This window comes from Sphingomonas aerolata (assembly GCF_003046295.1).
Classification (GTDB): domain Bacteria; phylum Pseudomonadota; class Alphaproteobacteria; order Sphingomonadales; family Sphingomonadaceae; genus Sphingomonas; species Sphingomonas aerolata.
The window spans coordinates 49,933-76,367 of record NZ_PZZN01000002.1 but is presented as its reverse complement, the minus strand read 5'-3'; the positions used below and the strand labels follow the sequence as shown (position 1 = coordinate 76,367).

25 protein-coding genes are annotated in these 26,435 nt (G+C 67.1%); 10 read left to right on the top strand and 15 right to left on the bottom strand.

Translation table 11 applies throughout. The annotated features are described in order from the left end of the window. Positions 1 to 8: 8 nt before the first annotated feature. Entirely contained in the window at positions 9 to 830 is an 822-nt protein-coding gene (gene dapD / locus C8J24_RS07775; RefSeq protein WP_107931551.1) for a 2,3,4,5-tetrahydropyridine-2,6-dicarboxylate N-succinyltransferase, read from the bottom strand. Beyond that, the gene (locus tag C8J24_RS07770; protein ID WP_107931549.1) at positions 827 to 1,492 is read right to left on the bottom strand and encodes a pyrimidine 5'-nucleotidase; all 666 of its coding nucleotides are present in this window, start codon (positions 1,490 to 1,492) and stop codon (positions 827 to 829) included. The genes dapD and C8J24_RS07770 overlap by 4 nt, the downstream gene beginning before the upstream one ends. A gap of 124 nt (positions 1,493 to 1,616) precedes the next feature. Here C8J24_RS07770 and C8J24_RS07765 point away from each other — a divergent pair, with 124 nt between their 5' ends. Beyond that, positions 1,617 to 2,615, top strand: coding sequence for an LLM class flavin-dependent oxidoreductase (locus C8J24_RS07765; RefSeq protein WP_107931547.1), 999 nt, complete (start codon positions 1,617 to 1,619; stop codon positions 2,613 to 2,615). Here the strand turns inward: C8J24_RS07765 and C8J24_RS07760 are convergent, their stop codons facing one another. The 3 genes from C8J24_RS07760 to C8J24_RS07750 form a co-directional block, all read right to left on the bottom strand. Then, the gene (locus tag C8J24_RS07760) at positions 2,616 to 3,932 is read right to left on the bottom strand and encodes a sensor histidine kinase (RefSeq protein WP_107931545.1); all 1,317 of its coding nucleotides are present in this window, start codon (positions 3,930 to 3,932) and stop codon (positions 2,616 to 2,618) included. A gap of 81 nt (positions 3,933 to 4,013) precedes the next feature. Then, positions 4,014 to 4,679 (bottom strand): response regulator transcription factor, encoded by a 666-nt coding sequence (locus C8J24_RS07755; RefSeq protein WP_031393490.1) that lies wholly within the window; start codon positions 4,677 to 4,679, stop codon positions 4,014 to 4,016. 34 nt (positions 4,680 to 4,713) lie between these two features. Then, a complete protein-coding gene (locus tag C8J24_RS07750; protein ID WP_031393489.1) occupies positions 4,714 to 5,025 on the bottom strand; it encodes a hypothetical protein in 312 nt (103 codons plus the stop codon). A gap of 110 nt (positions 5,026 to 5,135) precedes the next feature. On the opposite strand from C8J24_RS07750, the gene C8J24_RS07745 reads away from it, so the two are divergent. Then, positions 5,136 to 6,911, top strand: a complete 1,776-nt coding sequence (locus C8J24_RS07745; RefSeq protein WP_107931543.1) for an ABC-F family ATP-binding cassette domain-containing protein — start codon at positions 5,136 to 5,138, stop codon at positions 6,909 to 6,911. Between the two features lie 87 nt (positions 6,912 to 6,998). Continuing rightward, positions 6,999 to 7,253, top strand: a complete 255-nt coding sequence (locus C8J24_RS07740; protein ID WP_031393487.1) for a hypothetical protein — start codon at positions 6,999 to 7,001, stop codon at positions 7,251 to 7,253. Positions 7,254 to 7,295: 42 nt separating this feature from the next. Here the strand turns inward: C8J24_RS07740 and C8J24_RS07735 are convergent, their stop codons facing one another. Genes C8J24_RS07735 through C8J24_RS07715 form a run of 5 tightly spaced genes read right to left on the bottom strand, consistent with a single transcriptional unit; the run spans position 7,296 to position 14,984 of the window. Further along, positions 7,296 to 8,105, bottom strand: a complete 810-nt coding sequence (locus tag C8J24_RS07735; protein WP_107931541.1) for an ATP-binding protein — start codon at positions 8,103 to 8,105, stop codon at positions 7,296 to 7,298. Positions 8,106 to 8,143: 38 nt separating this feature from the next. Next, positions 8,144 to 10,159, bottom strand: a complete 2,016-nt coding sequence (locus C8J24_RS07730; RefSeq protein ID WP_107931539.1) for a tetratricopeptide repeat protein — start codon at positions 10,157 to 10,159, stop codon at positions 8,144 to 8,146. Continuing rightward, on the bottom strand, positions 10,152 to 11,531 hold the full coding sequence (gene prsR / locus C8J24_RS07725) for a PEP-CTERM-box response regulator transcription factor (RefSeq protein WP_208620937.1): 1,380 nt from the start codon (positions 11,529 to 11,531) through the stop codon (positions 10,152 to 10,154). Before prsR ends, C8J24_RS07730 begins: the two co-directional genes overlap by 8 nt. After that, positions 11,528 to 13,588 (bottom strand): XrtA/PEP-CTERM system histidine kinase PrsK, encoded by a 2,061-nt coding sequence (gene prsK, locus C8J24_RS07720; protein WP_107931535.1) that lies wholly within the window; start codon positions 13,586 to 13,588, stop codon positions 11,528 to 11,530. Before prsK ends, prsR begins: the two co-directional genes overlap by 4 nt. A gap of 7 nt (positions 13,589 to 13,595) precedes the next feature. Continuing rightward, positions 13,596 to 14,984, bottom strand: coding sequence for a TIGR03013 family XrtA/PEP-CTERM system glycosyltransferase (locus tag C8J24_RS07715; protein ID WP_107931533.1), 1,389 nt, complete (start codon positions 14,982 to 14,984; stop codon positions 13,596 to 13,598). A 161-nt stretch (positions 14,985 to 15,145) separates the two neighbouring features. On the opposite strand from C8J24_RS07715, the gene C8J24_RS07710 reads away from it, so the two are divergent. Next, positions 15,146 to 16,222, top strand: a complete 1,077-nt coding sequence (locus C8J24_RS07710) for a mannose-1-phosphate guanylyltransferase/mannose-6-phosphate isomerase (protein WP_107931531.1) — start codon at positions 15,146 to 15,148, stop codon at positions 16,220 to 16,222. A gap of 197 nt (positions 16,223 to 16,419) precedes the next feature. On the opposite strand, the gene groL is transcribed toward C8J24_RS07710, so the two are convergent. From groL to C8J24_RS07695, 3 genes are all read right to left on the bottom strand, one after another. After that, entirely contained in the window at positions 16,420 to 18,066 is a 1,647-nt protein-coding gene (gene groL / locus C8J24_RS07705) for a chaperonin GroEL (RefSeq protein WP_031394280.1), read from the bottom strand. A gap of 103 nt (positions 18,067 to 18,169) precedes the next feature. Continuing rightward, positions 18,170 to 18,457 carry a co-chaperone GroES gene (gene groES / locus C8J24_RS07700; protein WP_031394281.1) on the bottom strand — a complete coding sequence of 96 codons (288 nt, stop codon included), beginning with the start codon at positions 18,455 to 18,457 and terminating at the stop codon, positions 18,170 to 18,172. Between the two features lie 126 nt (positions 18,458 to 18,583). Further along, the gene (locus C8J24_RS07695; RefSeq protein WP_338110808.1) at positions 18,584 to 19,990 is read right to left on the bottom strand and encodes an MATE family efflux transporter; all 1,407 of its coding nucleotides are present in this window, start codon (positions 19,988 to 19,990) and stop codon (positions 18,584 to 18,586) included. A gap of 580 nt (positions 19,991 to 20,570) precedes the next feature. On the opposite strand from C8J24_RS07695, the gene sppA reads away from it, so the two are divergent. Together sppA and C8J24_RS07685 are read left to right on the top strand one after the other, a co-directional pair. Further along, positions 20,571 to 22,445, top strand: coding sequence for a signal peptide peptidase SppA (gene sppA / locus C8J24_RS07690; RefSeq protein WP_107931529.1), 1,875 nt, complete (start codon positions 20,571 to 20,573; stop codon positions 22,443 to 22,445). Then, on the top strand, positions 22,445 to 23,038 hold the full coding sequence (locus C8J24_RS07685; RefSeq protein ID WP_107931528.1) for a GNAT family N-acetyltransferase: 594 nt from the start codon (positions 22,445 to 22,447) through the stop codon (positions 23,036 to 23,038). Before sppA ends, C8J24_RS07685 begins: the two co-directional genes overlap by 1 nt. 7 nt (positions 23,039 to 23,045) lie before the next feature. On the opposite strand, the gene C8J24_RS07680 is transcribed toward C8J24_RS07685, so the two are convergent. Beyond that, a complete protein-coding gene (locus C8J24_RS07680; RefSeq protein WP_107931527.1) occupies positions 23,046 to 23,687 on the bottom strand; it encodes a trimeric intracellular cation channel family protein in 642 nt (213 codons plus the stop codon). Between the two features lie 350 nt (positions 23,688 to 24,037). Between C8J24_RS07680 and C8J24_RS07675 the strand changes: the two genes are divergently transcribed. From C8J24_RS07675 to C8J24_RS07665, 3 genes are all read left to right on the top strand, one after another. Further along, entirely contained in the window at positions 24,038 to 24,346 is a 309-nt protein-coding gene (locus C8J24_RS07675) for a glycine zipper 2TM domain-containing protein (RefSeq protein WP_037532560.1), read from the top strand. Positions 24,347 to 24,434: 88 nt separating this feature from the next. Further along, positions 24,435 to 24,860, top strand: a complete 426-nt coding sequence (locus C8J24_RS07670; RefSeq protein WP_031395930.1) for an OsmC family protein — start codon at positions 24,435 to 24,437, stop codon at positions 24,858 to 24,860. After that, a complete protein-coding gene (locus C8J24_RS07665; protein WP_146163652.1) occupies positions 24,853 to 25,320 on the top strand; it encodes a hypothetical protein in 468 nt (155 codons plus the stop codon). Before C8J24_RS07670 ends, C8J24_RS07665 begins: the two co-directional genes overlap by 8 nt. 17 nt (positions 25,321 to 25,337) lie before the next feature. On the opposite strand, the gene C8J24_RS07660 is transcribed toward C8J24_RS07665, so the two are convergent. Continuing rightward, a complete protein-coding gene (locus C8J24_RS07660; protein WP_031395999.1) occupies positions 25,338 to 25,559 on the bottom strand; it encodes a hypothetical protein in 222 nt (73 codons plus the stop codon). A gap of 108 nt (positions 25,560 to 25,667) precedes the next feature. On the opposite strand from C8J24_RS07660, the gene C8J24_RS07655 reads away from it, so the two are divergent. After that, entirely contained in the window at positions 25,668 to 26,420 is a 753-nt protein-coding gene (locus C8J24_RS07655; RefSeq protein WP_107931525.1) for a hypothetical protein, read from the top strand. The last annotated feature ends 15 nt before the right edge of the window (positions 26,421 to 26,435 follow it).

The following is a 26,435-nucleotide window of genomic DNA, read 5'->3' as shown; positions in this document are numbered from 1 at the left end:
CGACCGGTCTAGTCGCGCAGCAGGTCGTTGATGCTCGTCTTCGACCGAGTCTGGGCGTCGACGCGCTTGACGATCACGGCACAGTAGAGCGCGGGCTTGCCCTCCCCGCCGCCGATCGAACCCGGCACGACCACCGCATAAGGCGGCACTTCACCCTTGAAGACTTCGCCGGTCGCGCGGTCGATGATCTTGGTCGACGCGCCCAGATACACGCCCATCGACAGCACCGCGCCCTCACCGACGCGAACGCCCTCGGCGACCTCGGCACGCGCGCCGATGAATGCGCCGTCGCCGATGATCACGGGGTCGGCCTGAAGTGGCTCGAGCACGCCGCCGATGCCGGCACCGCCCGACAGATGGACGTTCTTGCCGATCTGCGCGCAGGATCCGACGGTCGCCCAGGCGTCGACCATCGTGCCCTCACCGACATAGGCGCCGATATTGACGAAGCTCGGCATCAGGATCGCGCCCTTGGCGATGAAGCTGCCGCGGCGCGCAACCGCACCGGGAACGACGCGGATGCCGGCCGCGCGGAACTCGGCCTCGCCCCAGCCCGCGAACTTTGACGGCACCTTGTCGAACGCGGGTGCGCCGCCCGATCCGCCGTCGATCACGACATTGTCGTTGAGGCGGAACGACAGCAGCACGGCCTTTTTCAGCCACTGATTGACCTGCCACCCGTCACCGGCGGGCTCCGCAACCCGCGCGGTGCCTGCATCGAGCATCGCCAGCGCGCTGTCGACCGCATCGCGGATCTCGCCCTTCGTCTCCAGACCAAGATTTGCCCGGTCGTCCCAGGCGGCGTCGATGATCGTCTGCAGGCTGCTCATGATGTCTCCAGGATGGTTTCCAGCCACGGCGCGAGCACCGGGATGGTGAAATCGATATGATCGCGTTCCGCGCCCGGCGACTGTTCGGACCCGTTGTCGACCCACACCGTCGTCATGCCGATCGCCTTGGCGGGCAGCAGATTGCGGACCATGTCGTCGACGAACAGCGATTGCGCGGGGTCGATGTCGAACGCGGTACAAACGCCTGCATAGGCCGAAGCATGCGGCTTGGGCATCAGGTCCATCGCATGGATGTCGTGGATCGCCTCGAAACTTGCGCCAAGCCCGAGACGGTCGAGGATTTTCAGCGCATAGGGCGTGTCGCCGTTGGTGAAGATCAGCTTGCGTCCGGGCAGCTTGGCGATCGCCGCGACCAGCGGCGCATCATGCTCCAGCACGTCCATCTCGATGTCATGGACATGCGCGAGGAACGCGTGCGGATCGACGTGATGCTCGGTCATCAACCCCGACAGCGTTGTGCCGTGATTGTGAAAATACCCCTTCTGCACGCGCCGCGCCTCGTCATGCTCGAGCCCGAGCAGGTCCTGGATGAACCCGGTCATCCGTGCGTCGACCTGCGAAAACAGATCGGCACTCGCCGGATAGAGCGTGTTGTCCAGATCGAAGATCCAGTTGCGGACATGGTCAAGTCGGGCAAGCATCGGAGCGAACCTCTAGGCATCGTGGCGCGCAGGGACAAGCCGGCGCGGTGGGATCGAGCAGAGCGCTACGCAGCAAATTTGGCGGACACTGGATAAGCTACCGCTCGGTACCTATATCCAGTGCATGACACGCTATTCCCTGCTCGATCTCGTCCCCGTCGTCCAAGGCGGCACCGTTTCACAGTCGCTCGCCAACGCGGCCGATCTCGCGCGCCATGCCGAGAGTGTCGGATTTCAGCGTTACTGGGTTGCCGAACATCACGGCATGACCGGCATCGCCTCCGCCGCGACGGCGGTCGTGATCGCGCATATCGCCGCCGCGACCAGTACGATACGCGTCGGATCGGGCGGCATCATGCTCCCCAACCACGCCCCGCTGGTGATCGCCGAGCAGTTCGGGACGCTCGACGCGCTGTTCCCCGGCCGGATCGACCTCGGCCTCGGCCGCGCGCCCGGTTCGGACCAGCGGGTGGCCCGCGCGATGCGCCGCACGCTCGAAACCGACGCCAACGCTTTCCCGCAGGACGTGATGGAGCTGCAGAGCTATTTCGCCAATGACGGCCAGACCGGGATCGTCGCGACGCCGGGCGCGGGCGCGGATGTCGAGATGTGGATTCTCGGCTCCAGCACCTTCGGCGCGCAGCTCGCCGCCGCGCTCGGCCTGCCCTATGCCTTTGCGTCGCATTTCGCGCCCGATGCGCTCGATGCGGCCCTCGCTATCTATCGCCGCGATTTCCGCCCCTCCGCGCGGCTGGCAAAGCCCCACGTCATGGCGGGCTTCAACGTCTTCGCGGCCGATACCGATGCCGAGGCCGAGCTGCTCGCCAGTTCGCAGCAACAGTCGTTCGTCGCGCTCCGCACCGGTAATCCGCGTCAGTTGCCCCCGCCGGTCGCGGGCTATCGCGAATCGCTCGGCGCGCAGGGCAATCAGATTCTCGACCATGTCCTGCAATGCTCGGCCGTCGGCAGCCCGGCCAAGGTCGCGCGCGGGATCGCCGCGTTCGTCGAGCGTACCGGCGTCGACGAGGTGATGGTGACGAGTGCGATCTACGATCACGAAGCCCGCAAGCGGAGCCTGTCGATCACCGCCGACGTGATGCAGGATATGAAGATCGCGGCCTGATCAGCTCGCGGCGGGCAGCCTCAGGCGGACCATGAGTCCGCCGAGGTCCTCGCTCTCCTCGAGCCCGACTGTGCCCTCGTAGATTTCGGCGACGTCGCGGACGATCGCGAGCCCGAGACCCGTACCCGGCTTGCCCGTATCGAGCCGCACCCCGCGGTCGAAGATGCGGACGCGCTGTTCCTCGGGAATCCCGACGCCGTCGTCTTCGACTAGGAACTCGACAAACCCGGCCTGCGCGCCGACCGTCACGAAGACGCTGCCACCGCCATATTTGGCGGCGTTCTCGATCAGATTTCCGAGCATCTCGTCGAGGTCCTGGCGTTCGACATGAACCTTGAGCGTCTTGTCGCCGGTAATGTCGATCCGGACATGCCGATACAGACGGGCGACCGCACGTTCGACCGATTCGAGGCTAGGCCATACATCGGCGCGACTATGCGCCGAACCGCGCCGGCCAACCGCACGGGCTCGGGCAAGGTGATGATCGACCTGGCGCCGCATCGTCCGCGCTTCACGAATGACGGTATCGGCCAGATCGTCCGATTGCGCAGTCGCGGCGTTCATGATCACGGTCAGCGGGGTCTTCAGCGCATGCGCGAGATTGCCCGCATGCCGTCGCGCTTCCTCGGCCTGTCGTTCGTTATGTTCGATCAGCGCGTTCAGTTCCTCGACCATCGGCGCGACCTCGATCGGCATCGCACTGGAAACCCGGTTTGACTGGCCCGCGCGCATCCGGCCGATCTCTTCGCGTACGCGACGCAGCGGCCAGAGCCCGTAGAAGGTCTGGAGCGCAGCCAGTACGATGAGCCCGAGCGCGAGCAGCGCGAAGCTGCGAACCAGCGTACGGCGCAGGGTGGTGATCTGCGCGTCAAGACCGTAGCGACTTTGCGCAACCTGAAACCGCCAGCGAACCTTTGATCCCGGAATAACCGCGTCACGCTCGACGATCCGCAGCTTTTCATCCGGAAACTGCGTGCTGTCGTAAAAGTGAACATTGCGATCGTCATGCGCCGATCCGAACGCCAGCCGACGATCCCATAGCGATCGCGAGGTGTAGTCCAGGTCGGCGGCGCCCCTTCCCGCAACTTGATAATAGAGGCCCGACCCTGGTTCGAGGAACCGCTGGTCGGCGACCGCCTCGCGCGAGAATAGCACCTCGCCGTCGGGCCCGATTTCCGAAGAATTGAGCAACGAACGTAGGACGTATTCAAGCTGGTCATCGAAGTTGCGCGTCACCGCCTGGGCCAGGACCCGGTCGAGCGCATACCCGCCGCCGCTCAACAAGAGGCCAATCCACACCGCTGCGATCAGGATCATCCGCCTTGAAAGCGATCCCTTCACCGCCGCGGGCACACGAATTGGCCCATCTGATAATGTCGACGCGGTCATAGATTGGGATCAGGCGTCCGGATCTTCGAGGCTGTAGCCCAGCCCGCGGATCGTGGTGATCACGTCCTGACCCAGCTTCTTGCGAATACGCGTCACGAACACCTCGATCGTGTTTGAATCGCGATCGAAATCCTGATCGTAGATATGCTCGATCAGCTCGGTTCGGCTGACGACCTTGCCCTTGTGGTGCAGCAGATAGCTCAGCAGCTTATATTCCTGCGCGGTCAGCTTCACCGGCTCGCCCGCACGCGTCACCTTGCCGCTGCGCGTGTCAAGGCGGATGTCGCCAGCAGTCAGTTCGGAAGAGGCATTGCCGCTCGCACGGCGGATGAGCGCCCGCAGGCGCGCGATGAGTTCCTCGCTCTGGAAAGGCTTGGCGACATAGTCGTCTGCACCCGCGTCGAGCCCGGCGACCTTGTCGGACCAGCTGTCGCGCGCGGTCAGCACCAGGACGGGCATGACCTTGCCCTCCTTGCGCCAGCGGTCGAGCACGGTAAGGCCGTCGATCTCGGGCAGGCCAAGGTCGAGCACGACGGCATCGTAATTCTCGGTCGAACCCAGGAAATGCCCCTCCTCGCCATCGACTGCGAGGTCGATCGCATAGCCGGCGCCCTCGAGGGTATTCTTAAGCTGAGCCCCAAGATTCGGCTCGTCCTCGACGATCAGAACGCGCATGATAATCCTCTCGCTTGAATTGCCCGCTACCGGGTTACCGGTCGGTGCGGCCGACGATCTGGCCAGTCCGGCCGTCGACATCGACCCAGATCACGGTTCCATCGCGCAGGAACTTGAGCGTGTAAATGGCGCTGCCCGAATCATAGTCGAAGCCAATATACTGCGAGCCGCGCATCGTCGGGATCACCCGCGCCTCGATTTCGCGCAACGACAGGGACCGCCCCGTCTTGCGGGCTTCGAAGGCGGATCGCTGGTCGCCATGCCGCTGATCGGGCGCCTGCGCGACGGCGACGCCCGTCAGCACCGGGAAAGCAGCAAAAGCGGTCAGGAACAGCAGCATCTTCATGGAGGTGGCATAGGCCCGGCGCATTGAACAGCCTGTGAATGAGGACGACAGCAGGACGACAGCATAGTGTAACTTGCCTGCATCACCCGGCGACCCTAGGTGACGCGGACATGGCAGCACCTATTCTCGCATTCGAAGGCCTCGGCCTTGTCCAGGGTTCTGGATGGCTTTTTCGCAACCTCGACATCCATATCGGTCCGCGCGATCGCCTCGCGCTGATCGGCCGCAACGGCGCAGGCAAGACGACCCTGCTGAAGCTGCTCGGCGGCAGCATCGAGGGCGATGAGGGCCGCCGGACGATCGTCCCGGGTACCCGGGTCGTCATTCTCGAGCAGGAGCCCGACCTGCGCGGCTTCGCAACCTTGCGCGACTATGTGATGGGTGGCGACGACGCACCGGTCAGCTACGAAGCCGACTCGATCGCCGACCAGCTCGGCATCGATCTGTCGCGTGAAGCCGCATCCGCGTCGGGTGGCGAGCGCCGCCGCGCGGCGATCGTCCGTGCGCTGGCGCAGGACCCCGACGTGCTGCTGCTCGACGAGCCGACCAACCATCTCGACATCGGCGCGATCGAATGGATCGAGGACTGGCTCAAGCGCTTCCGCGGCGCGTTTGTCGTGATCAGCCATGACCGTACCTTCCTGACACGTCTCACCAAGCAGACCCTGTGGCTCGACCGCGGCGCGATCCGCCGCGCCGAGGTTGGTTTTGGCGGGTTCGAGGCGTGGACCGAACAGGTCTATGCCGAGGAACAGCGCCAGGCCGAAAAGCTCGAAGCGCGCCTGAAACTGGAGGAACATTGGCTGCTGCGCGGCGTCACCGGGCGCCGCAAGCGCAACCAGGGCCGCCTGACCAAGCTGCACGAGATGCGTGCCGAACGCGCGTCGATGGTCGGACCGCAGGGCTCCGCCAATCTCGTGACGGGCAGCGACGACACCAAGTCGAAGGTGGTGATCGACGCCAAGAACGTCACCAAGGCGTATGGGGACCGGACGATCATCGGCGACCTGACGCTGCGCGTGACGCGCGGCGACCGGATCGGTATCGTCGGCCGCAACGGCGCGGGCAAGTCGACGCTGTTGAAGCTGCTGACCGGCGAGATCCAGCCCGACAGCGGCTCTATCAAGCTCGCCCAGACGCTCGACGCGGTCGTGATCGACCAGCAGCGCAGTCTGATGGCGCCTGAAAAGACGGTCCGCGAGGTCGTCGTCGATGGCGGCGAATGGATCGACGTGCTCGGTGTGCGCAAGCACATCCACGGGTATCTCAAGGAGTTCCTGTTCGACCCGAACATGGTCGACGCCAAGATCGGGTCGCTATCGGGTGGCGAACGATCCCGGCTGCTGCTCGCGCGCGAATTCGCCAAGCCGTCGAACCTGCTTGTGCTCGACGAGCCGACCAACGATCTCGACCTCGAAACGCTCGACCTGTTGCAAGAGGTGATCGGCGATTATGACGGCACCGTCCTGATCGTCAGCCATGATCGCGACTTTCTCGACCGGACCGTGACGATCACGCTCGGGCTCGACGGGTCCGGGACCGTCGATGTCGTCGCCGGCGGATATGAGGATTGGGAAAAGCGCCGTGCGACCCAGACCAGCGGCAAGCGGGCCTCGAAGAAGGTCGCCGCGACCGCGCCGCCGGCCCCCGCGCCCCGCGCGAAACTGACCTACAAGGATCAGCGCGATTATGAATTGCTCCCCAAGCGGATCGAGGCGCTCGACGCCCAGATCGCGAGCGATGCCGCAAAGCTTGCCGCGCCGAACCTGTACATGCGCGACAATGCAACCTTCGCCAGGCTGACCGCCGCGATCGAGGCGGCGCGCGCGGAAAAGGAGGCTGCGGAACTCCGCTGGCTGGAACTGGCTGAGCAGGTTGGCGAATAGCGGCAGCTAAACCGTTCCGAACCATTTGGAACTTGACACATGTTACCGCGTTGCAGCATCCCGCCATTGTACGTTTTGGAGAGTCTTATGAAGCTGAAGAACCTGACCGGTAGCGCGCTCGCTATCGCTATGATGTCCACGTCGGTTGCAGCCGTTGCTGCGCCTGCCAACCCTGCGTCGAGCCTGTCGGTTTCGAAGGCACGCGTCGGTTCGGCAACGACCGGCAAGAACAAGGCTGCAGGCGCTGGCGTGATCGCCGGTCTGATCGCAGCTGGCGTCGTTGCGATTGGCGTTGTCGCCATCGTCAAGGACGACAACGACAACGATTCGGACAGCAACTAAGCTGTTCTGGGGGTCGGCGCTTCGGCGCCGGCCCTTTTTACGTTATTTGCTGATCGCGCGCCGGGACCGCCCCGCTAGATCAACAATATACTGCCAGGCAACACGCCCGGAACGGCTTCCCCGCTGCGTTGCCCATGTCAGGGCCTCGTCGGGTTGAAATGGCAGATCGTGCAGCGCGGCATAGCCCGCGACGATTGCCAGATAGCCGTCCTGATCGACGGCATGAAACCCCAGACTGAGTCCGAACCGATCCGCCAGCGCCAGCTGGTCGTCGATCGAATCGCGTGGATTGATGGCACTTTCCTGTTCGGCGATATCGCGTGGCGCCAGATGCCGGCGGTTCGCCGTCACGGCCAGACGCACATTGGCGGGACGTGGCTCTGCACCGCCTTCGAGCACGGATCTCAGTACACGCGCCTCAGACGGAGTATCGATGCCTAGATCGTCGACGAAGACGATGAAGGCGCGGTCCACGGGTGCCAGCATCGCAAACAGGTCCGGCAGCGCGGTCATGTCGGCGATCTCGATCAGCGCGACATTGCCCTGTTCGGCCTGGACCGCGGCGACGACGCTTTTCACCAGCGCCGATTTACCGGTACCTCGCGCCCCCCATAGCAGGACGTCATGCGCCGCATGGCCGCGGGCGACACGCCGGACCATCTCCAGCAGCACGTGCTTCTGCCGATCGATACCTATAAGCAGATCGAGCGGCAGCGGGGCGAAACCGCGGATCGGGACAAGCGCCCGGTTGCGCCAGACGTAGGCGGGAAACGCCAGACAGTCCGCTACTGGCGGCGGCGGCGGCGAGAGGCGTTCGAGGGCGGCGGCGATCCTGTCGAGCGGGTCAATCATCGCGCGGTCATGACGGCACCGCCGCCGTGCGACAAGGTCTAACGGAGCTGGGCGAGATGGCTGGCGATGGCGCGATCCCCGGGGGCCAGCGCCACCGCCTTGGTCAGCACCTGCCGCGCACCGTCAAGCTTGCCGACGCCCGCCAGCGCGATGCCATAGGCGTCGGTCGCCGCTGCATTCATTGGCGCGAGCGCATAGGCGGCGCGCGCATAGCGAAGCGCTGCCGTATCTGCGCCGTCACGCGGCGCCGCCCCGGCATAGGCGCGCGCGAGATCGGTCAGCAGCCCCGCGTCACGATTGCCGATCCGCCGGCGCACCGCTTCGAGCGTATCGATCGCCGCGGTCCAGTTGCCCGCCATCACGTGCCAATGGCCAAGGATTCGCTGGCCGGTGAGGCTCTGCGGATTTTGCGAAAGATACAGGGCCAGCGCGGTCGATGCCGGGCGCTGCCGCGAGACCCGGCTCAGCGCGTCGACCAGGCGCAGCATCGTCGGTTCGTCGAAGCTGAGATCCGCGGCGCGCGCATAGAGCGGTGCAGCGTCCGCGTAACGCCCCGCCACCGCAAAGGTGTCGCCCAGCGCCAACTGGGCGGCGGGCGCGCCGGGGCTTGCCCGCGCAAGGCTGCGCGCGCGGGCAAGCGCATCACCCGGCGCGCGCGCCTGGATCCGGCCACGGATCGCCGCCAGCAGCGCGCCCGGATCGCCCGGAGACTGCAGGATCGCCGCGTCGAGCGTGCCGACCTGATCGTCGATCGCGAAGGCCGTCGCCATCCCGGTGGCACCGCGGTTGGCGCGATCGAGATCCTGCGCCACAGCATCGCGCTCCCGATCCGTCGTTGCGGTAGCGGCTGCCGCACGCGCGAAAAGCACGAGCGCGTAGCTGTCGGCGTCCGCACGGGTGACGATCGGCCTCAGCACCTCCTGCGCGCCGCGCGGATCACCCGACCGCAGCAATGCGGCCCCCAGCAGCCGGCGCACGCTGACGTTGAGCGGCTGTTGCCGCGCGAGACCGCGCCACATCGCACCGGCCTGTTCGAACCGCCCCTCGGCATAGTCGAGCGCACCGCTAAGCAGGATCGCACCGGGCAGGCTATCGATCGCCCCACCGGTCTTCTGAAGCAGCCCGCGCGCGAGTTCGGTCCGGCCCGCGCGCGCCGCGAGCACCGCCTGGAGATATAGCGCCTGCGGGCTGCCGGGTCGCGCCCGCTGCGCGCGTCGCGTCGCCGCCAGCATGGCGCGATATCGCCCGGCATCGCCGAGCGTGGCGGCATATTCGATCAGCGCCGGATGATAATAAGCATCGCGTGCAAGCGCGCGCTCGAACCAGGGGAGTGCTGCGACCAGGCCGTACCGCCGGCGGACAATCTCGCCCTGCAACGTCAGCGCCGCGGGCTCATCCGGCAACAGCACGACCGCACGCGTCGCAGCATCCGCGGCGGTACCGACATCGCCCATAGCCAGCGCCACGCGACCCAGCGCGGTCCAGTTGCGCCCGTCGCGAGGCTGCTCTGCCACCAGGCGACCGAGATCGACGCGGGCTGCAGCGCCGTTGCCGAGCAGTGCCAGCGCGGCGGCGCGGATGCGGCGGGCATAGGCGGCCTGGCGCGGTGCGGCGCGGTCGGCCGCCTCGATAGCACCGACCGGGTCATTCTGGAGCAGCCGCGCCTGCGCCTGGAACGGGTAGAGCGTGGCGATCGCGATGCCGGCATCGCGCGCGCGGGTCAGTTCGGCCTCGGCCGCGAGCCCGTCTCCCAGTTCGAGCAGGGCGCGTGCAAGGACGACATGGGCAGGCCCGTTCGACGGTGCCGCCGCGATCGCCGCCTGCCCATTGGACCGGGCCGCACTGTAATTGCCCGACTGCAGTGTGATCCGCGCGTCGTGGAGCAAGCGTCGCGCATCGGGGGGATCGCGCCGCAGCATCAGCAGCGTCGCCGTCCCCGCGACGGCCAGCATGAGCAGCCCGATCGCCAACAGACGGGCATGGCTCCGCGTGAACACACGCCGGCGCCGGCGCGCGCGTCCGCGCCGCAACGGCGGATATCGCGGGTCACGCATGGAGATCATAGCTTTTCAGCAGATCGTACAGCGTCGGCCGGCTGATCCCGAGCAGCCTGGAGGCGCTCGAGATATTGCCCCCGGCACGGCTCAGCGCACGACGGATGGCCTTGCGATCCGCCACCTCCCGCGCCGCCCGCAGGTTCAGCCCGTCGGCCGTGTCGGCGGTACCGCCGAGGTCGAGATCGGCAGCGGTAATCAGCTTGCCGTCGGCCATGATCACCGCGCGCTTGATCCGGTTTTCGAGCTCGCGAACATTGCCCGGCCAGCTCCAGCCATCGATCGCCGCGCGCGCATCGGGGGCGAGGCCGGTTACGCCGGCATTCATCGTCTTGGCGTACTTCGGCAGAAAATGCCGCGCGAGCAGCGCCGCGTCGCCGCTGCGCTCCGCTAATGAGGGGATCCGGACAACAATTTCCGCCAGCCGATAATAGAGATCCTCGCGGAACCGGCCCGCCGCGACCATCGCGTCGACATCCTGATGCGTCGCGCAGACGATCCGCGTGTCGACCGGGATCGCCTTGCGGCCGCCGACCCGCTCGATCACTCGTTCCTGCAGGAACCGCAACAGTTTGACCTGTAGCGTCAGCGGCACGTCGCCGATCTCGTCGAGGAACAGCGTGCCACCCGCCGCCTGTTCGATCTTGCCCTCGGTGGTCTTGATCGCGCCGGTGAACGCCCCCTTTTCATGGCCGAACAGTTCACTTTCGAGCAACGTCTCGGGAATCGCCGCGCAGTTGATCGCGACGAACCTGCCCCGCGCGCGCGGCGACGCATCATGGACACCGCGCGCGAGCACTTCCTTGCCCGTGCCGCTCGCGCCCAGCAGCATCACCGCCACATTGGCGGGCGCGACCCGTTCGAGCGTCCGCGTCACCAGCGCCATTTCGGGCGAGGCAGCGATCACGCCGCCAAATCCCGTCCCGCTCGCTGCTACCCGCGCCGCAAGCCGCCGGTTTTCCGCCTCGAGGCGATGGACGTGGAACGCACGTGCGACGATCATCCCAAGCACGTCGATATCGATCGGTTTGGCATAGAAATCCCACGCCCCCTCCGCGATCGCGAGCAGCGCGCTTTCGCGGGCGCCGTGCCCGGAGGCGATGATCACCTTGGTATCAGGTTTCAGCGCGAGGATTTCGCGCAGCGTCGCAAAGCCCTCGGCAACGCCGTCGGGATCGGGTGGCAGGCCGAGATCGAGCGTGACGACGGCGGGTTCGTGCGCGCGGATTGCTTCGATCGCGGTGACGCGGTCGCTGGCGACGACGATCTCATAGCCCTCATACGCCCAGCGCAGCTGTCGCTGCAGCCCGAGATCGTCCTCGACGATCAGAAGCACCGGGCGCGCCTCCACAGGGGATGCCGATGCGCTCATGCCGCCGCCTCCATCGCATCGGCCGCCGGCAACGATATGCGGAACCGCGTCCCCTCACCTTCCCGGCTGAAGACATCGAGCGATCCCCCCATCGCCCCGACCAGTTGCAGTGCCTCGAACGCGCCGATCCCGAATCCCAGCGGCTTAGACGAGGCGAACGGCCGGAACAGCTGATGGCGGACGAAGCCCGGGCTCATCCCGCACCCTTGGTCGATCACGTCGATCGCGATGGTCGCGCCGTTTGCCGTGACCGCGACGACGATCGGAGCGTCGCGGTGGCTCGCTTCGATCGCGTTCTGGATCAGGTGGCCGAGCACCTGTTCGAGTCGTGCCGTCTGCGCCCGGGCGAACACCTGTCCGGTCGCCTGTGCCGCGATCGGATGCTGTGCGCGACGCGCGCCGACGACGCGGTTGACCAGCGCTGCGACATCGACCGGCTGGAACGACTCACTGGGGGCCGCGTGCGTTTGTGAAAGCCGGGCGAGCAGCGCGTTCATGCGATCGGCGGAGTCCTGGAGTGTGGCAACCATGTCGACGCGGAACGCCGGATTGTCGGCGTGACGCTCTGCGTTGCGCGCGACCAGCGTCAACTGGCTGACGAGGTTCTTGATGTCGTGCAGGATGAACGCGAAGCGGCGGTTGAATTCGTCGAACCGCTGCGCGTCCGCGAGCGCTGCATGCGCACGGTCTTCGGCGAGGTAGCTCGCCGCCTGCCGGCCCGCGACCCGCAACAGGTCGAAATCCTCCCAGTCCAGCGCGCGATCGACCGGCGGACGGGCGAGAATGATCGCGCCAACCAGTGCACCGCCATGCACCAGAGGCACGATCGCCCAGGCGGCGGGGTACGCGCTGAGCCAGTGCGGCACGCTCGCAATTTCCTCCGCCGGGGCCGTGCCGCGTCGTACGGGGTCGAGTTCGATGATCCGCGGGCTGAGACGAAGACGCTCGGCCAGCGCCCGATCCGACATTGGTGCCGGCGCCGTTGCCATCTCCCAGTTCCAGGCGGCGGCGCTGCTCATGCCGAGGCCGTCGGGGACGAGCAAGAGACCGCCCGGGCTGTCGGTCAGGTCCGCCACCGCCTTCACGATCCGTCCGTCGAGCGGCGCGGCGCCGTCGCCCGGTGCGCCCAGCGTGTCGGTGAAACGCTGCCACTCCGCGCGATAGTCATAGCGATGGCGAAAGAGGTGCTTGGCGATCTTCACCTTCGCCCATGCGCGCAGCCATGACGTCGCCAGCAGCCCGAACAGCGCGGCGGTCGCACCGCAGATGATCGCGGTCTGGATCAGTCGCGCATGATCGCCGCCATAGGCGTCGGCGGCGCTGGTCGCGACGGCGGTGATCCCGACATAGCTGATCACCGCGATCGCGCCGAGCGACCGGGTGGCGACGCGCCGCGACACTGCGAACGTCCAGTCACCGCGACGGGTGACCGCGACCAGCAGGAGCAGCGCCATGCCGATCATCGCGACACCGCGTGCGGCAACGATCACAGGCGTCCAGCGCGGCGCGACATAGGCGCTGACAGCCACCAACAGATCGACGCTCCACATGATCGTGACCGCGACCACGACCAGCCGTCCGCCGTGCCACGCCGCGTCGGCCGAGGCCCGTGCCGCCTGATGCAGATGATGGACCAGCACCAGCGCGCTGATCCCCACCATCATCCCGAACACCAGCCGTGCCGATTCGGTCTGTGCCTGCGCATCGGCGTCCATCGGCACCAGTTCGACGACCGCGAGCAGCGCGCCGATCACCGCGATCGCCACGACGGTGCCATAGACCGCACCCAGTGCGCGATTGCCGGTCCGTTCCCGGCGTACGAGCGCGAACATGAAGCCGAGCCAGGCGATGGTGCGCGCGCTTTCGGCGATCCGGGTGCTGACATCGCGGAAGTCGATGCCCGACACGGCCAGGGCCCAGAGCGTCGTCAGGATAAGCGGGCCGACAAAGGCCGCGTTCGACCAGCCGCCGGCCGGCCGCTGCGCCTGCCTGAACACGAGCGCGCCGAACAGCAGCGCGGCCAACGCGTGCGTCCACAGGATCAGCAGCGCGATCATGCCACGTTCAGCGCGCGCCGGTCGGCCACAGAACGACCCGGAGCGTCTGCAAGAGGATCAGCATGTCGAGAAAGGGCGAATAATTCTTGGCGTAATACAGATCATATTCGAGCTTGTGCCGCGCATCCTCGATCGATGCGCCGTAAGGATAGTTGATCTGCGCCCAGCCCGTGATGCCCGGCTTCACCATGTGACGCTCGGCATAATAGGGCAGATAGGTCTCGAGTTCGTCGACGAATTGTGGCCGTTCGGGGCGTGGGCCGACAAAGCTCATCTCGCCGCGGAGCACGGTCCAGGTCTGCGGCAGTTCGTCGATGCGGACCTTGCGGATGAAGCGGCCGATCCGCGTGATCCGGGGATCGTCCTCCGCCGCCCAGACCGCCTTGCCCGCAATCTCGGCATCCTGCCGCATCGAGCGGAGCTTCAGGATGTCGAACCCCTGATTGTAGAGGCCGACGCGCCGCTGGCGATAGAAAGCGGGGCCGCGCGACTCGAGTTTGATCGCAAGCGCGGTGACCAGGATGATCGGCAGCGTGACCGCGAGCAGGATCAGGCTGGCGACGATGTCGAACGCGCGCTTGAACACGCTCGACAGCATCCGGCCACTGGCAAAACCGTCGGAAAAGATCAGCCAGGACGGATTCACGCTGTTGAGATCGATCCGCCCGGTTTCGCGTTCGAGAAAGGTCGAAATCTCGATGACCTGGACGCCGGTCGTGCGGACGCGGAGCAGATCCTTGAGCGGCAGCGCGTTGCGCCGTTCTTCGAGCGCGAGGACGACTTCGCCCGCGTTCAGGTCGACGATATGCGCCGCCAGGTTCGGGATGTCGGCGCGCGGAACCGCACCGTCGACCACGGCCTCCGCCTCGCCCATCGCGACGAAGCCCGCCGCGACGAAGTTGATCCCGGGCTGTTGCGAGAGCGCGAGGATCCGCGCGGCACGATGGCCAGCGCCGAGGACGACGATCCGACGCTTGAACGTGTCGCCGCCCAGCAGCCGGCCAAGCACCGCGCGCACCGTCACCAGCAGGACTGCCGCGATCAGCGTCGCATAGAGCAGGTTCGACCGCCAGAAGGTGAGCGCGGGGACCAGGAAGAAGATCAGCGACTGGAAGATCACGCCGAGCGAGAAGGCAACCGCGAGCCGCGCGGCGGCAAACCGCAGCGACAGGAAGGAGGCGACGCCATAGGCGCCGACCGCGACCAGCGCGATCTGCAACGCCGCGGCGAAGGTCGCGAGCTGGAGCACGCGCGTGTGGATCGGCTCGACCGCCATGCCGATCTGATGCGCGCGGACCACCCAGCCAATCTCCCCCGCCACGACCAGCAGCACGGCGTCGACGATGCCGAGCAGCAGCACCGCATAGGGGACGTAGTGTTTGAAGAGCCTGATCATCGTTCGGCGGGATCCCGACAGGGTGACTGTAAACGCACCCGACACCTAGCTGTCTCTTTGCACCAATTCGCAAACAAAGGCTGAAGACCGCGCGCTGGCGGGGTGGTTTGCGATTGGAAGTCCCGGATTGGTCGTTATACGGTCTCCCGAGTGGAGGTCGCATGACAGTTCGAACGATTATACCCGTGATCCTGTCCGGCGGTTCCGGCACCCGGCTGTGGCCGATGTCGCGTCCCGAAATGCCCAAGCAGATGCTCGCGCTGACCGCGGACCAGACCATGTTGCAGCTGACCGCAGGCCGCGCGCAGGGCGAACGCTTCGCGGCGCCGATCGTCGTCGCCAACGCCGCGCATGCCGATCTGGTCGAAGCGCAGCTGAAGGATGCAGGCGCCGAGGCACAGGCGCTCATCCTCGAGCCGATGGGCCGCAACACCGCGCCCGCGATCGCACTCGCGGCGATCGCCGCGGGCGAGACCGGTGCCGGCAGCGGCGACGCGATGCTCGTCATGCCGTCCGATCACGTCATCGCCGACCTGCCCGCCTTCCACGCCGCGATCGCCGCGGCGCTGCCGATGGTCGCGCAGGGCTGGCTGGTGACGTTCGGCATCGCCCCCGACGCGCCTGAAACCGGCTATGGCTGGATCCAGGTCGGCGAGGAGCTGGCCGCGGGTGTCCACCGCGTCGCGCGCTTCGTCGAGAAGCCGCCGCTCGACAAGGCGGAGGCGATGCTCGCCTCGGGCGATCATGCCTGGAATGGCGGCATCTTCCTGTTCCGCGCCGACGCCTATCTCGCTGCCCTTGCGCAGCATGATCCCGGCATCCTGGTCGCGACGACCGATGCGATGAAGCTCGCCCGCCGCGAAGGCACGCGGATCTATCCCGACGCCGAGGCCTTTGCCGCGTCGCCCGATGATTCGATCGACTATGCGGTGATGGAAAAGGCCGACCGCGTCGCGGTGGTGCCGGTGGCGATGGGGTGGAATGACGTCGGCAGCTGGGACGCGTTGCATGCGATCAGCGCGCGCGACGCGGACGGCAATGCGCATCGCGGCGATGGCGACGGCAGCGTGCTGGCGATCGACACGAAGAACTGCCTGGTGCGCAGCGACGGCGTCAAGGTCGCGCTGGTCGGGGTCGAGGACCTGATCGTGGTGGCGAGCGGCAACGACGTGCTGATCATGCCGCGGGGTCGCAGCCAGGAAGTGAAGAAGCTGATCGCGGCGATGAAGAACCGCTGAGGCCTTTTCGCCAATAGTGAGAACGGACAAAGGGCCGGGGATCGCTCCCCGGCCCTTTTGCTTTGGGTCGTCTTGGTCGGAACGGAGGACCGGCAAAGCCGGCCCTTTTCGTCGGACGGGACTGGGGGCTTTCGCCGCCCAGCCCGCCGGCCGTTCTGATTTCGTGTCGGGAGGAGCGTCGCTCCTCCCGTTCGAAATCAGAAGTCCATGCCGCCCATGCCGCCCATGCCGCCGCCGCCGCCCATGGGCATGGCGGGCTTGTCTTCGGCCATTTCGCTCACGGCCGCTTCGGTCGTGATCAGGAGGCCTGCGACCGATGCCGCGTTCTGCAGCGCGGTGCGGACGACCTTGGTCGGATCGATCACGCCGGCTTCCACCAGGTTCTCGTAGGTGTCGGTCGCGGCGTTGAAGCCGATGTTCGAGTCGTTGCCGTCGAGCAGCTTGCCCGAAACCACCGCACCGTCATGACCCGCATTCTGCGCGATCTGGCGAACCAGAGCGGTCAGCGACTTGCGGACGATGTCGATACCGCGCGTCTGGTCTTCGTTCGCACCGGTCAGGCCGTCGAGCACCTTGGTCGCGTACAGCAAAGCCGTACCACCACCGGGGACGATGCCCTCTTCGACGGCTGCGCGGGTTGCGTGCAGCGCGTCGTCGACGCGGTCCTTGCGCTCCTTGACTTCGACTTCCGACGAACCGCCGACCTTGATCACGGCAACGCCGCCGGCGAGCTTGGCAAGACGCTCCTGGAGCTTCTCCTTGTCATAGTCGCTGGTGGTGTTCTCGATCTGGCGACGGATCGCTTCGGTACGGCCCTTGATCGTCTCGTGATCGCCGGCACCGTCGACGATGACGGTGTTGTCCTTGTCGATCGTGACGCGCTTGGCGGTGCCGAGCATGCCGAGCGTGACGGTCTCGAGCTTGATGCCGAGGTCTTCCGAGATCATCTCGCCCTTGGTCAGGATCGCGATGTCCTCGAGCATCGCCTTGCGACGATCGCCGAAGCCCGGTGCCTTGACCGCTGCGACCTTCAGGCCACCGCGCAGCTTGTTGACGACGAGCGTGGCGAGAGCCTCACCCTCGATGTCCTCGGCGATGATCAGGAGCGGACGACCCGACTGAACGACGGCTTCCAGGATCGGGAGCATCGCCTGCAGGTTCGACAGCTTCTTCTCGTGGATCAGGATGTAGGGATCCTGAAGCTCGACGGTCATCTTCTCGGGGTTGGTGATGAAGTAGGGCGAGAGATAGCCGCGGTCGAACTGCATGCCTTCGACGACGTCGAGCTCGAATTCGAGACCCTTGGCTTCCTCGACGGTGATCACGCCTTCCTTGCCGACCTTCTCCATGGCTTCGGCGATCTTCTCGCCGACTTCACGGTCGCCGTTTGCCGAGATGATGCCGACCTGCGCCACTTCCTTCGAACCCGAAACCGGCTTCGAACGTGCCTTGACGTCCTCGACGACCTTGACGACGGCGAGATCGATGCCGCGCTTCAGATCCATCGGGTTCATGCCTGCTGCGACCGACTTCATGCCCTCGCGGACGATGGCCTGCGCCAGGACCGTCGCGGTGGTCGTGCCGTCACCGGCGATGTCGTTGGTCTTCGAGGCCACTTCGCGCAGCATCTGCGCGCCCATGTTCTCGAACTTGTCCTTGAGCTCGATCTCCTTGGCGACGGTGACGCCGTCCTTGGTGATGCGCGGTGCGCCGAAGCTCTTGTCGATGACGACGTTGCGGCCCTTGGGCCCCAGGGTCACCTTGACCGCGTCGGCGAGGATGTCGACGCCGCGGAGGATGCGCTCCCGCGCGTCACGACCGAATTTTACGTCCTTGGAAGCCATGTCAGCTACCCTTTCAAACGAATGTTGTGAATGTTGAGACGAAAAAGGTATTCTTGAGCGCGGTCCGGACCAGCCCTAAAGGGCGATCCAGGCCACGTCGGCGTCAGCCGACGATGCCCAGAATGTCCGATTCCTTCATGATCAGCAGATCTTCGCCGTCGACCTTGACCTCGGTGCCCGACCACTTGCCGAACAGGATCTTGTCGCCAGCCTTGACGTCGAGCGGGGTGATCGTGCCGTTCTCGGCGCGGGTCCCGGTGCCGATGGCGACGACTTCGCCTTCCTGCGGCTTTTCCTTGGCGGTGTCGGGGATGATGATGCCGCCAGCCGTCTTCTCTTCGGCTTCGAGGCGCTTCACCAGCACGCGGTCGTGCAACGGACGAAAGTTCATGGGATCCATGTCCTTTAGGTTTGTGACAGATTTCTGGCACTCGACGATATCGAGTGCCAACAGCCGTCATATGTGCCGCGTCCCCGGCATCGTCAACGGGCGTCCAATCGAAAATCGCGTCAATCGTTACATTCCGCGGGTCAGGACGAGCCCCAGCCGATCACGCCGCGACCAGCGCCACAGCAGCAGCACCGACACGACCGCGAGCCCTGCGAACAGCCCCCACCACACCCCCTCGCCCGCAAGCGGCGTGCGGAAGCCGAGCAGGATCGCGGTGCCGAAGCCGATCACCCAATAGCCGAACAGCGCGATCAGCATCGGCGTCCGGGTGTCCTGCAACCCGCGCAGCACGCCTGCCGCGACCGCCTGCGCGCCGTCGACGAGCTGGAACACCGCGGCCACGCCGAGGAACCGCAGCGCGAGCGCGACGACGACCGCGTTCTGCGGCAGGTCGGGATCGACATAGACGCCGATCATCAGCCGCGGCACCGCCCAGATCAGCAGCGCGCTGGCCGCCATGAAGCCGATCCCGACGACCAGCGCGACATTGCCCGCGCGGGTGATCCAGACCCGGTCCTGCGCGCCGTACGCCATGCCGACGCGGATCGTCGCCGCCTGCGCGACGCCGAACGGCACCTGGAACGCGACCGCGGCAATGTTGAGCGCGATCGCATGCGCCGCGACCTCCGCGACGCCGATCAGCCCCATCAGCAGCGCCGCGCCGCCGAACAGCGCGCCTTCGAAGATCCAGGTCAGCATGATCGGCGTGCCGAGCCGGACGATCTCGTGGAAGCGCGACCATTCGGTCCGCCACCAGCGGCCGAACAGGTGGAAGCGCCGCAGCCGCCGGTCGGTCGTCAGGATCACGCCGTACGCGATCATCATCACGCCGAGGCTGGCGACGCTGGCGAGCGCCGAGCCCTCCAGCCCGAGCGCGGGGAAGCCGAGATTGCCGAACACCAGCAGCCAGTTGCCCGCGATGCCGACGAGCAGCGAAAGCCCGGTGACGAGAAACGCCCAGCCCGGCCGGCCGAGCGCCGCCGCCGCGGTGCGCATGACGCCCGCGAGCACGCCGGGCAGCAGCGCAAAGGCGATGATCGTCATGAACCGGCCGGCGCGGCGCGCGACCTCCGGGTCCTGGCCGGCGAGCCGCATCAGCGTTTCGCCCTGCGTGAGGACTAGGATGACGGGGAGCGAACCGAGGATCCCGAGCCACAGCGCCATCCGCACGCTGCGCCGGACCTCGCGCACGGCATGCGCGCGGCGGCCGAGTTCGGCGGCGATCAGCGGCGCCGCCGCGCTGGTCAGCCCGATCAGTGCGAACATCAGCAGGTTGAAGACGAACACGCCGAGCGTCGCGGCGGCAAGATCGACCGTGCCGAGCCGCGCGACGAAGATCACGTCGACCGCGGACACCGCCATCTGGATCAGGTTCGCCCCGACCAGCGGGGTGGCAAGCCGCAGCAGCGCGCGAAACTCGGCGCGGGCATCGGCGGGCGCCGGGCCGGTGGCGATAGGAACGGATTCGATCACCCGGCCGCCCCTAGCGGGATTTGCGGCGTGGGACACCTGGGATCTGCCCGGGTGGTGCGCGAGGCGGCGCGGCGGGGCGCGGGCGGGCTGGCGGGGCTGGCTGGCCAGTGGATTGGTCCTTTTGGGGAAGATCGGGGTCGGCGGTCCCCGCCTCCGCCCCGCCCCCGTCATCCTGACGAAAGTCAGGACCCAGGGTTGCGAGGCGCTGTCCTGTTTGGCTCTGGATCCTGACTTTCGTCAGGATGACGGGATTGGGGTGCGGTGCGGCGTTATCGGGCCGGAGGTTTGTGCGGAGGGCGGTTGCGGCGGGCGGGGTTGGCGGCCCTGCCCTTTCCACTCGTCATCCTGACGCAGGTCAGGATCCAGGGTTACGGGGCGCTGTCCGGCTTGGCTCTGGGTCCTGACTTTCGTCAGGATAACGGATTGCGGTTACCGGCGCGCGCGCGGCGCAGCGCCGGCGGGCGACCGCCGTGCCAAAGATAAGCGTATTGCTCCCGCATGACACACGCGGCTATCGTCGACGGTGAACCGGCGTTGCCGGCATCGCACCAACCGGCCGTGCCGGTATGAGGAGACGCAGGTGAAGCTGGTACGCGGCGCATGGAAGCTGTTGGTCGGGATCAAGGACGCACTCGTCCTGATCGCGATGCTGCTGTTCTTCGGTCTGGTCTTCGCGGCGCTCAATGCGCGGCCGGGGACCAAGGCGATCAAGGACGGCGCGCTGGTGCTCGACCTGAACGGCTCGATCGTCGAGCAGCCCGCCGAACCCGCCGCCTTTGCCGCGCTGTCGGGACAGAATACGCCGAAGCAGTTCCGCCTGCGCGACGTGGTGCGCGCGATCGATACCGCGCGGACCGATGGCCGGGTGAAGGCGCTGGTGCTCGATCTCGACGGCTTTACCGGGGCCTATCCCGCCGCGCTGGGCGAAATCGGCGACGCGATCGCGCGCGTCCGCGCCGCCAAGAAGCCGGTGCTCGCCTATGCGACCGCCTATACCGACGGCAGCTACCGGCTGGCGGCCAATGCGAGCGAGGTCTGGGTCAATCCGCTGGGCGGCACGCTGTTCATGGGGCCGGGCGGCAACCAGCTTTACTATAAGGGGCTGATCGACAAGCTGGGGATCACGACGCATGTCTACCGCGTCGGCCGCTACAAGTCGTTCGTCGAGCCCTATACGCGCACCGACCAGAGCGACGATGCGCGCGCGGCGAGCCAGGCCCTGTACGGCACGCTGTACGACCAGTGGCGCGAAGCGGTCGCCAAGGCCCGCCCCAAGGCGCAGATCGCGCAGTTCCTCGCGCGTCCCGACGCCCTGGTGCTCGCCGCCAATGGCGACATCGCAACCGCGAACCTGCGCGCAGGGATCGTCGACAAGCTCGGCGACCGTACCGCGTTCGGCAAGCGCGTCGCCGCGATCGCGGGCGCCGACACGAGCAAGCCTGCGGGCAGTTTCAACACCATCACCTATGATTCCTGGGTCAAGGCCAATCCCCTGCCGACCGGCGGCGACGCGATCGGCGTGCTGACCGTGGCGGGCGACATCGTCGACGGCGAAGGCGGTCCCGGCACCGCGGCGGGCAAGACGATCGAGAAGGCGATGCTCGACGGGCTCGCCAAGAAGAACCTCAAGGCGCTGGTCGTGCGCGTCGATTCGCCGGGCGGGTCGGTGCTGGCGTCCGAACGGATCCGGCTCGCGATCCTCGAGGCCAAGAAGAAGGGCCTGCCGGTGGTCGTGTCGATGGGCGGGCTCGCCGCGTCGGGCGGATACTGGGTGTCGACGCCGGCCGACGTGATCTTCGCCGAACCCGGCACGATCACCGGGTCGATCGGCATCTTCGGGATCATCCCGACATTCGAGACCGCGCTCGCCAAGATCGGCGTCACCACCGACGGCGTGAAGACGACGCCGCTGTCGGGGCAGCCCGACATCACCGGCGGCACGACGCCGATGTTCGACACGCTGATGCAGGCGGGGATCGAGAATGGCTATCGCCAGTTCATCGCGCGCGTCGCCGCGTCGCGCAAGCTGAGCCCCGCGCGGGTTGACGCGATCGGCCAGGGCCGCGTCTGGGACGGCGGCACCGCGCGCCAGATCGGGCTGGTCGACCGGTTCGGCACGCTGAAGGACGCGATCGCCGAGGCCGCCCGCCGCGCCAAGCTCGATCCCGCCAAGATCCATGCCGAATATCTCGAAAAGCCGCCGGGCGTGCTTGCCCAGCTCGCCGCCGGTTTCGACACGGGCGACGACGACACCACGACCGGCAGCGACGCGTTCGGCCGGATCGCGCTCGACCGCCGCCAGATGGTCGCGCGCGCGGTCGGCGACATGAAGCGGCTGGCGACATCGGGGTCGATCCAGGCACGCTGCCTCGAATGCGGCGGCATCGGCCCGAGTGCCGGCGACGGCGGCGACGCGCGGCTGCTCGACCTGCTGCTCGCGCGGATCGGCCTGTAATGCCAGGCGCGTCGCCCACGATCGGGACGGCCGGGGCCATCACGATCCGGGCGGCGCGACCCGAGGACGCCGCCGCGATCGCCGCGATCTATGCGCCGCACGTGCTGGTGGGGACGGTCTCGTTCGAGACCGAGGCGCCCGACACGCGGCAGATGCGCGCGCGGATGGCGGCGTCGGACGGGCTCTATCCCTGGCTGGTCGCGACGGTGGGGGATGCGGGCGGGGTGATCGCCTTCGGCTATGCCGGACGGTTCCGCGAGCGCGCCGCCTATCGCTTCGTCGTCGAGACCACGGTCTATGTCGCGGATGCGGCGCAGCGCCAGGGTGCGGGGCGGCTGTTGTACGAGGCGCTGATCGACACGCTGCGCGCGCAAGGCTTCACCCAGGCGATCGGGGTGATCGCGCTGCCCAATGACGGATCGATCCGGCTGCACGAATCGGTCGGGTTCCGCCGCGCGGGCGTCTACCGCGCGGTCGGGTACAAGAACGGCCAGTGGATCGATGTCGGCCACTGGCAATGCGCGCTGAACGACGCGGCGGTGCCGCCGGTCGAGCCGCGCCGCTTTGCCGAGGTCGGTGTCGTGCGGGGCTGACTGCGGACTAGCGGCGTGCGCGGTAGGCGGGCAGCGCGAGGTGGAAGCGGATCGCGGCGGCGCGCAGGCTGAACCCCGCGCTCGCCGCGACGACCGCGGACCAGCCGATCGACACGCCCAGCAGCACCAACCCGACATAGCTCGCCGAGGCGAGCGCCGCTGCGGTGACATAGAGTTCGGGGCGCATCAGGATCGAGGGTTCGCCCGCGAGCACGTCGCGGATGATCCCGCCGAAACAGGCGCTCATCACCCCCATCAGCACCGCGGGCACGGGCGGCACGCCGTAGCCGAGCGCCTTGGCCGCGCCGAACACCGCATAGGCGGCGAGCCCGATCGCATCGAACCAGCCCAGCGCCTCGTCGCGCCACCAGCGTTCGGGCGTGATCCAGATCACCAGCGCGACGATCAGGCACATGCTGGCGGCGCGCGCGTCGTGCACCCAGAAGACCGGCGCGTCGATCAGCAGATCGCGCACCGTGCCCCCGCCGACCCCGGTGATCAGCCCGAAGAAGATCGCGGTGACGACGGTCTGCCCGCGCTTGGCCGCAGCGAGCGCACCCGAGGCGGCGAACACCGCGAGCCCGGCGAGATCGAGCCAGCGCGCAGCGGCGGGGAGGACGTCGGGCGACAGGATCGTGACGGGCAGCATCCCCCCGGCCTAGCCGCTGTGGCGCGCGACACAAGCGAGGGTGCAGCCGCGACCGGATTTTGCGCCATTTCCCGGCTGACGACCAACTTATCCACAGGCGGGGATAATTCTTTGTGGATAACGGGGAAAAGTGCCCGGACAGCCCGTATGCGCGGCGAATTTTGCCGGGTCTTATCCTTTTGTGCACAGCCTGTGGATAACTTGCTGTGGATAACGGGGACAAATCGCGTGCCCTGCACGACCCAGGATGCCCGGAGCGAAGATGAACGCGACGTTGTTTTGGGTTCATGCAACCGGGGGTAAACGCCGGCCGTTACGGACACAGATCATTACAAACGGGAGTAGATTTTATGCGTAAGTTGATCATGGCACTCAGCGCGACCGCCCTCGTCCTGCCGACGCTCGCGGTGCCGATCTCGGCCGCGGATGCGCAGCGCGGCAAGCGCGAATGGCGCGGTCGCGACGGCCGGACCTATTGCAAGAAGAGCAATGGCACGACCGGCACGATCATCGGCGGCGTCGGTGGCGCGCTCCTCGGCCGCACGGTCGACACGCGCGGCGACCGCACGGTCGGCACGCTCGGCGGCGCGGTCCTGGGTGGCCTGGCCGGTCGCGCGATCGACAAGGGCACGAGCAACAATAATCGTCGTTGCCGCTAAACCACGCACCGCATTGCGGACTGATGCGTTGAAGGGGGGCGTCGCGGGAAACCGCGGCGCCCTTTTTCATGTTTCGAAGGATCCGAAAATGACGACACGCAGCGGTTCGGCCAGCTATGAAGGCCTTGGCAAGAGCGGCAAGGGCCATGTCTCGACGCAGTCGGGCGTCCTGTCCGACTCGCCTTACGGCTTCAACACGCGGTTCGAGAACGAGCCCGGCACCAACCCCGAAGAACTGATCGCCGCCGCGCATGCGAGCTGCTTCACCATGGCGCTGAGCTTTGCGCTCGCGGCCAAGGGCTATGAGGCGGGTACGCTCGAGACGAGCGCGAAGGTGACGCTCGACAAGGATGGCGACGGGTTCAAGATCACCAAGTCGGCGCTGACGCTGAACGCGAAGGTCGAGGGCATCTCGGCCGACGAGTTCGCGACGATCGCGGCGGATGCCAAGGCGAACTGCCCGGTGTCGAAGGTCTTGAACGCCGACATCACGCTCGACCACACGCTTGCCTGATCGACGCGCCGGCATGCGGATCGCCGCGACCGTCGCCCTCGTCCTGCTCGGTGCGGGGTTAGAGGCGGGGGTCGCTGGTGCCGCCGCGGCCGGTGCACAGACGATCGCCGGCGGCGCACGACGCGACGCCGGCGACTGGCAGCGATACCGCGCCTATGATCATGATCGCCCCGAACCGGGGCAGCGCGGCTATTTCGCGGACCGGTATTTTCGCGACGGCCGCTATTACGAGGTGCGCCGGCTGAGCCGGGCGGATCGCCTGTATCGCGGCGCCGATGGCCGCTATTACTGCCGCCGCGAGGACGGGACGACCGGGCTGATCACCGGCGGGCTTGCCGGCGGCGTCCTTGGCAATATTATCGCACGCGGTGAGTCACGGCTGATCGGCACGCTGGTCGATACGCGCGGCGGCGCGCTGCCCGGCCGGTCGGTCGATCGCGGCCGGATTCGCTGCCGCTGACCCCAAGACTCCTGTGATCAGATGATGCCGCCGCCGAGCATCAGCCGCAGCGTGAAGATGATGATCAGCACGATGTTGAGATTGCGCCCGGCATTGCTCGACGACAGTGCACCCACCGCAGCGCCGACGATGCCGATCGGGATGACCAGCCAGTTCATCCAGCCGAGCAGCGGGAAGAAGGCGACGAGACCCAGCGCGAGGGTGACGAGGCCGATGAGGATCGAGACGAGGTTGAGCATGACCCAAACATGGCGTCTCGACCGGTCGCAGGCAAGATCGCGGGCCGGCCGACCAAGCGTACCGCGACAACGCTTTCTTCACCCGCACTCCCGCATTGATGCCGGGTGATGACCCGTTCCGCCCGCACCATCCGCCTGCCCGCCCTAGCGTTTGCCCTGCCGCTCGCGCTGATCGCGTGCGGCGAGCCCGCGGTCGATGATCAGCAGGACGCGACGAACTTGGAGGCGGACCTTGGCAACGGCAATGCGGGCGACCCGGCGCTGAACGCCGCGCTCGCGGGTCAGATCATGGTCGACCCGACGCTGACCCAGTCGTCGAACGACGACGCGATCCGCCCGCCGCCCGAACCGATGGGCGGGGCGATGCCACCCGAGGAAGCGGGCCGCCGCGCCGATACGGTCGATCCACGTACGCTGAAACGCGCGCCCGCCGCTGCCGGTGACTGTTCCGCCTGCCGCCAGGCCGACGCGGCGCTGACGCTGGGCGCGCTGGCCGAGCGGCAGACGTTTCCGAACGCGGCGGCGTGCGCGCGGACGATCGGCTATTCGGCGCTGTGGGCGAATCGCCTGCCCGCCGACCTGCCGCTCTATCCCGATGCGCAACTGTCGGAGGCGGCAGGTTCCGACCAGGCCGGCTGCCGGCTGCGCGTCGTGCACTTTTCGAGTCGGGCCACGCCGCAGCGGCTGCTCGACTTCTATTATACCCGCACCGCCGACACGGGCTATTCGGCCGACCACCGCAGCGATGGCCGCCGGCACGTACTCGGCGGTCTGCGCGGCGGCGATGCCTATAGTGTGTATGTCACGCCGCGCATGGACGGGGTCAGCGACGTCGATCTGGTCTCCAACGCCGGGCGCTGACCGTCGCCGCCGCGC

Coding starts and splice junctions, on each gene's coding strand:
- dapD (WP_107931551.1), bottom strand. CDS start 830: ATGAGCAGCCTGCAGACGATCATCGACGCCGCCTGGGACGACCGGGCA.
- C8J24_RS07770 (WP_107931549.1), bottom strand. CDS start 1,492: ATGCTTGCCCGACTTGACCATGTCCGCAACTGGATCTTCGATCTGGAC.
- C8J24_RS07765 (WP_107931547.1), top strand. CDS start 1,617: ATGACACGCTATTCCCTGCTCGATCTCGTCCCCGTCGTCCAAGGCGGC.
- C8J24_RS07760 (WP_107931545.1), bottom strand. CDS start 3,932: ATGATCCTGATCGCAGCGGTGTGGATTGGCCTCTTGTTGAGCGGCGGC.
- C8J24_RS07755 (WP_031393490.1), bottom strand. CDS start 4,679: ATGCGCGTTCTGATCGTCGAGGACGAGCCGAATCTTGGGGCTCAGCTT.
- C8J24_RS07750 (WP_031393489.1), bottom strand. CDS start 5,025: ATGAAGATGCTGCTGTTCCTGACCGCTTTTGCTGCTTTCCCGGTGCTG.
- C8J24_RS07745 (WP_107931543.1), top strand. CDS start 5,136: ATGGCAGCACCTATTCTCGCATTCGAAGGCCTCGGCCTTGTCCAGGGT.
- C8J24_RS07740 (WP_031393487.1), top strand. CDS start 6,999: ATGAAGCTGAAGAACCTGACCGGTAGCGCGCTCGCTATCGCTATGATG.
- C8J24_RS07735 (WP_107931541.1), bottom strand. CDS start 8,105: ATGATTGACCCGCTCGACAGGATCGCCGCCGCCCTCGAACGCCTCTCG.
- C8J24_RS07730 (WP_107931539.1), bottom strand. CDS start 10,159: ATGCGTGACCCGCGATATCCGCCGTTGCGGCGCGGACGCGCGCGCCGG.
- prsR (WP_208620937.1), bottom strand. CDS start 11,531: ATGAGCGCATCGGCATCCCCTGTGGAGGCGCGCCCGGTGCTTCTGATC.
- prsK (WP_107931535.1), bottom strand. CDS start 13,588: ATGATCGCGCTGCTGATCCTGTGGACGCACGCGTTGGCCGCGCTGCTG.
- C8J24_RS07715 (WP_107931533.1), bottom strand. CDS start 14,984: ATGATCAGGCTCTTCAAACACTACGTCCCCTATGCGGTGCTGCTGCTC.
- C8J24_RS07710 (WP_107931531.1), top strand. CDS start 15,146: ATGACAGTTCGAACGATTATACCCGTGATCCTGTCCGGCGGTTCCGGC.
- groL (WP_031394280.1), bottom strand. CDS start 18,066: ATGGCTTCCAAGGACGTAAAATTCGGTCGTGACGCGCGGGAGCGCATC.
- groES (WP_031394281.1), bottom strand. CDS start 18,457: ATGAACTTTCGTCCGTTGCACGACCGCGTGCTGGTGAAGCGCCTCGAA.
- C8J24_RS07685 (WP_107931528.1), top strand. CDS start 22,445: ATGCCAGGCGCGTCGCCCACGATCGGGACGGCCGGGGCCATCACGATC.
- C8J24_RS07680 (WP_107931527.1), bottom strand. CDS start 23,687: ATGCTGCCCGTCACGATCCTGTCGCCCGACGTCCTCCCCGCCGCTGCG.
- C8J24_RS07675 (WP_037532560.1), top strand. CDS start 24,038: ATGCGTAAGTTGATCATGGCACTCAGCGCGACCGCCCTCGTCCTGCCG.
- C8J24_RS07670 (WP_031395930.1), top strand. CDS start 24,435: ATGACGACACGCAGCGGTTCGGCCAGCTATGAAGGCCTTGGCAAGAGC.
- C8J24_RS07660 (WP_031395999.1), bottom strand. CDS start 25,559: ATGCTCAACCTCGTCTCGATCCTCATCGGCCTCGTCACCCTCGCGCTG.
- C8J24_RS07655 (WP_107931525.1), top strand. CDS start 25,668: ATGACCCGTTCCGCCCGCACCATCCGCCTGCCCGCCCTAGCGTTTGCC.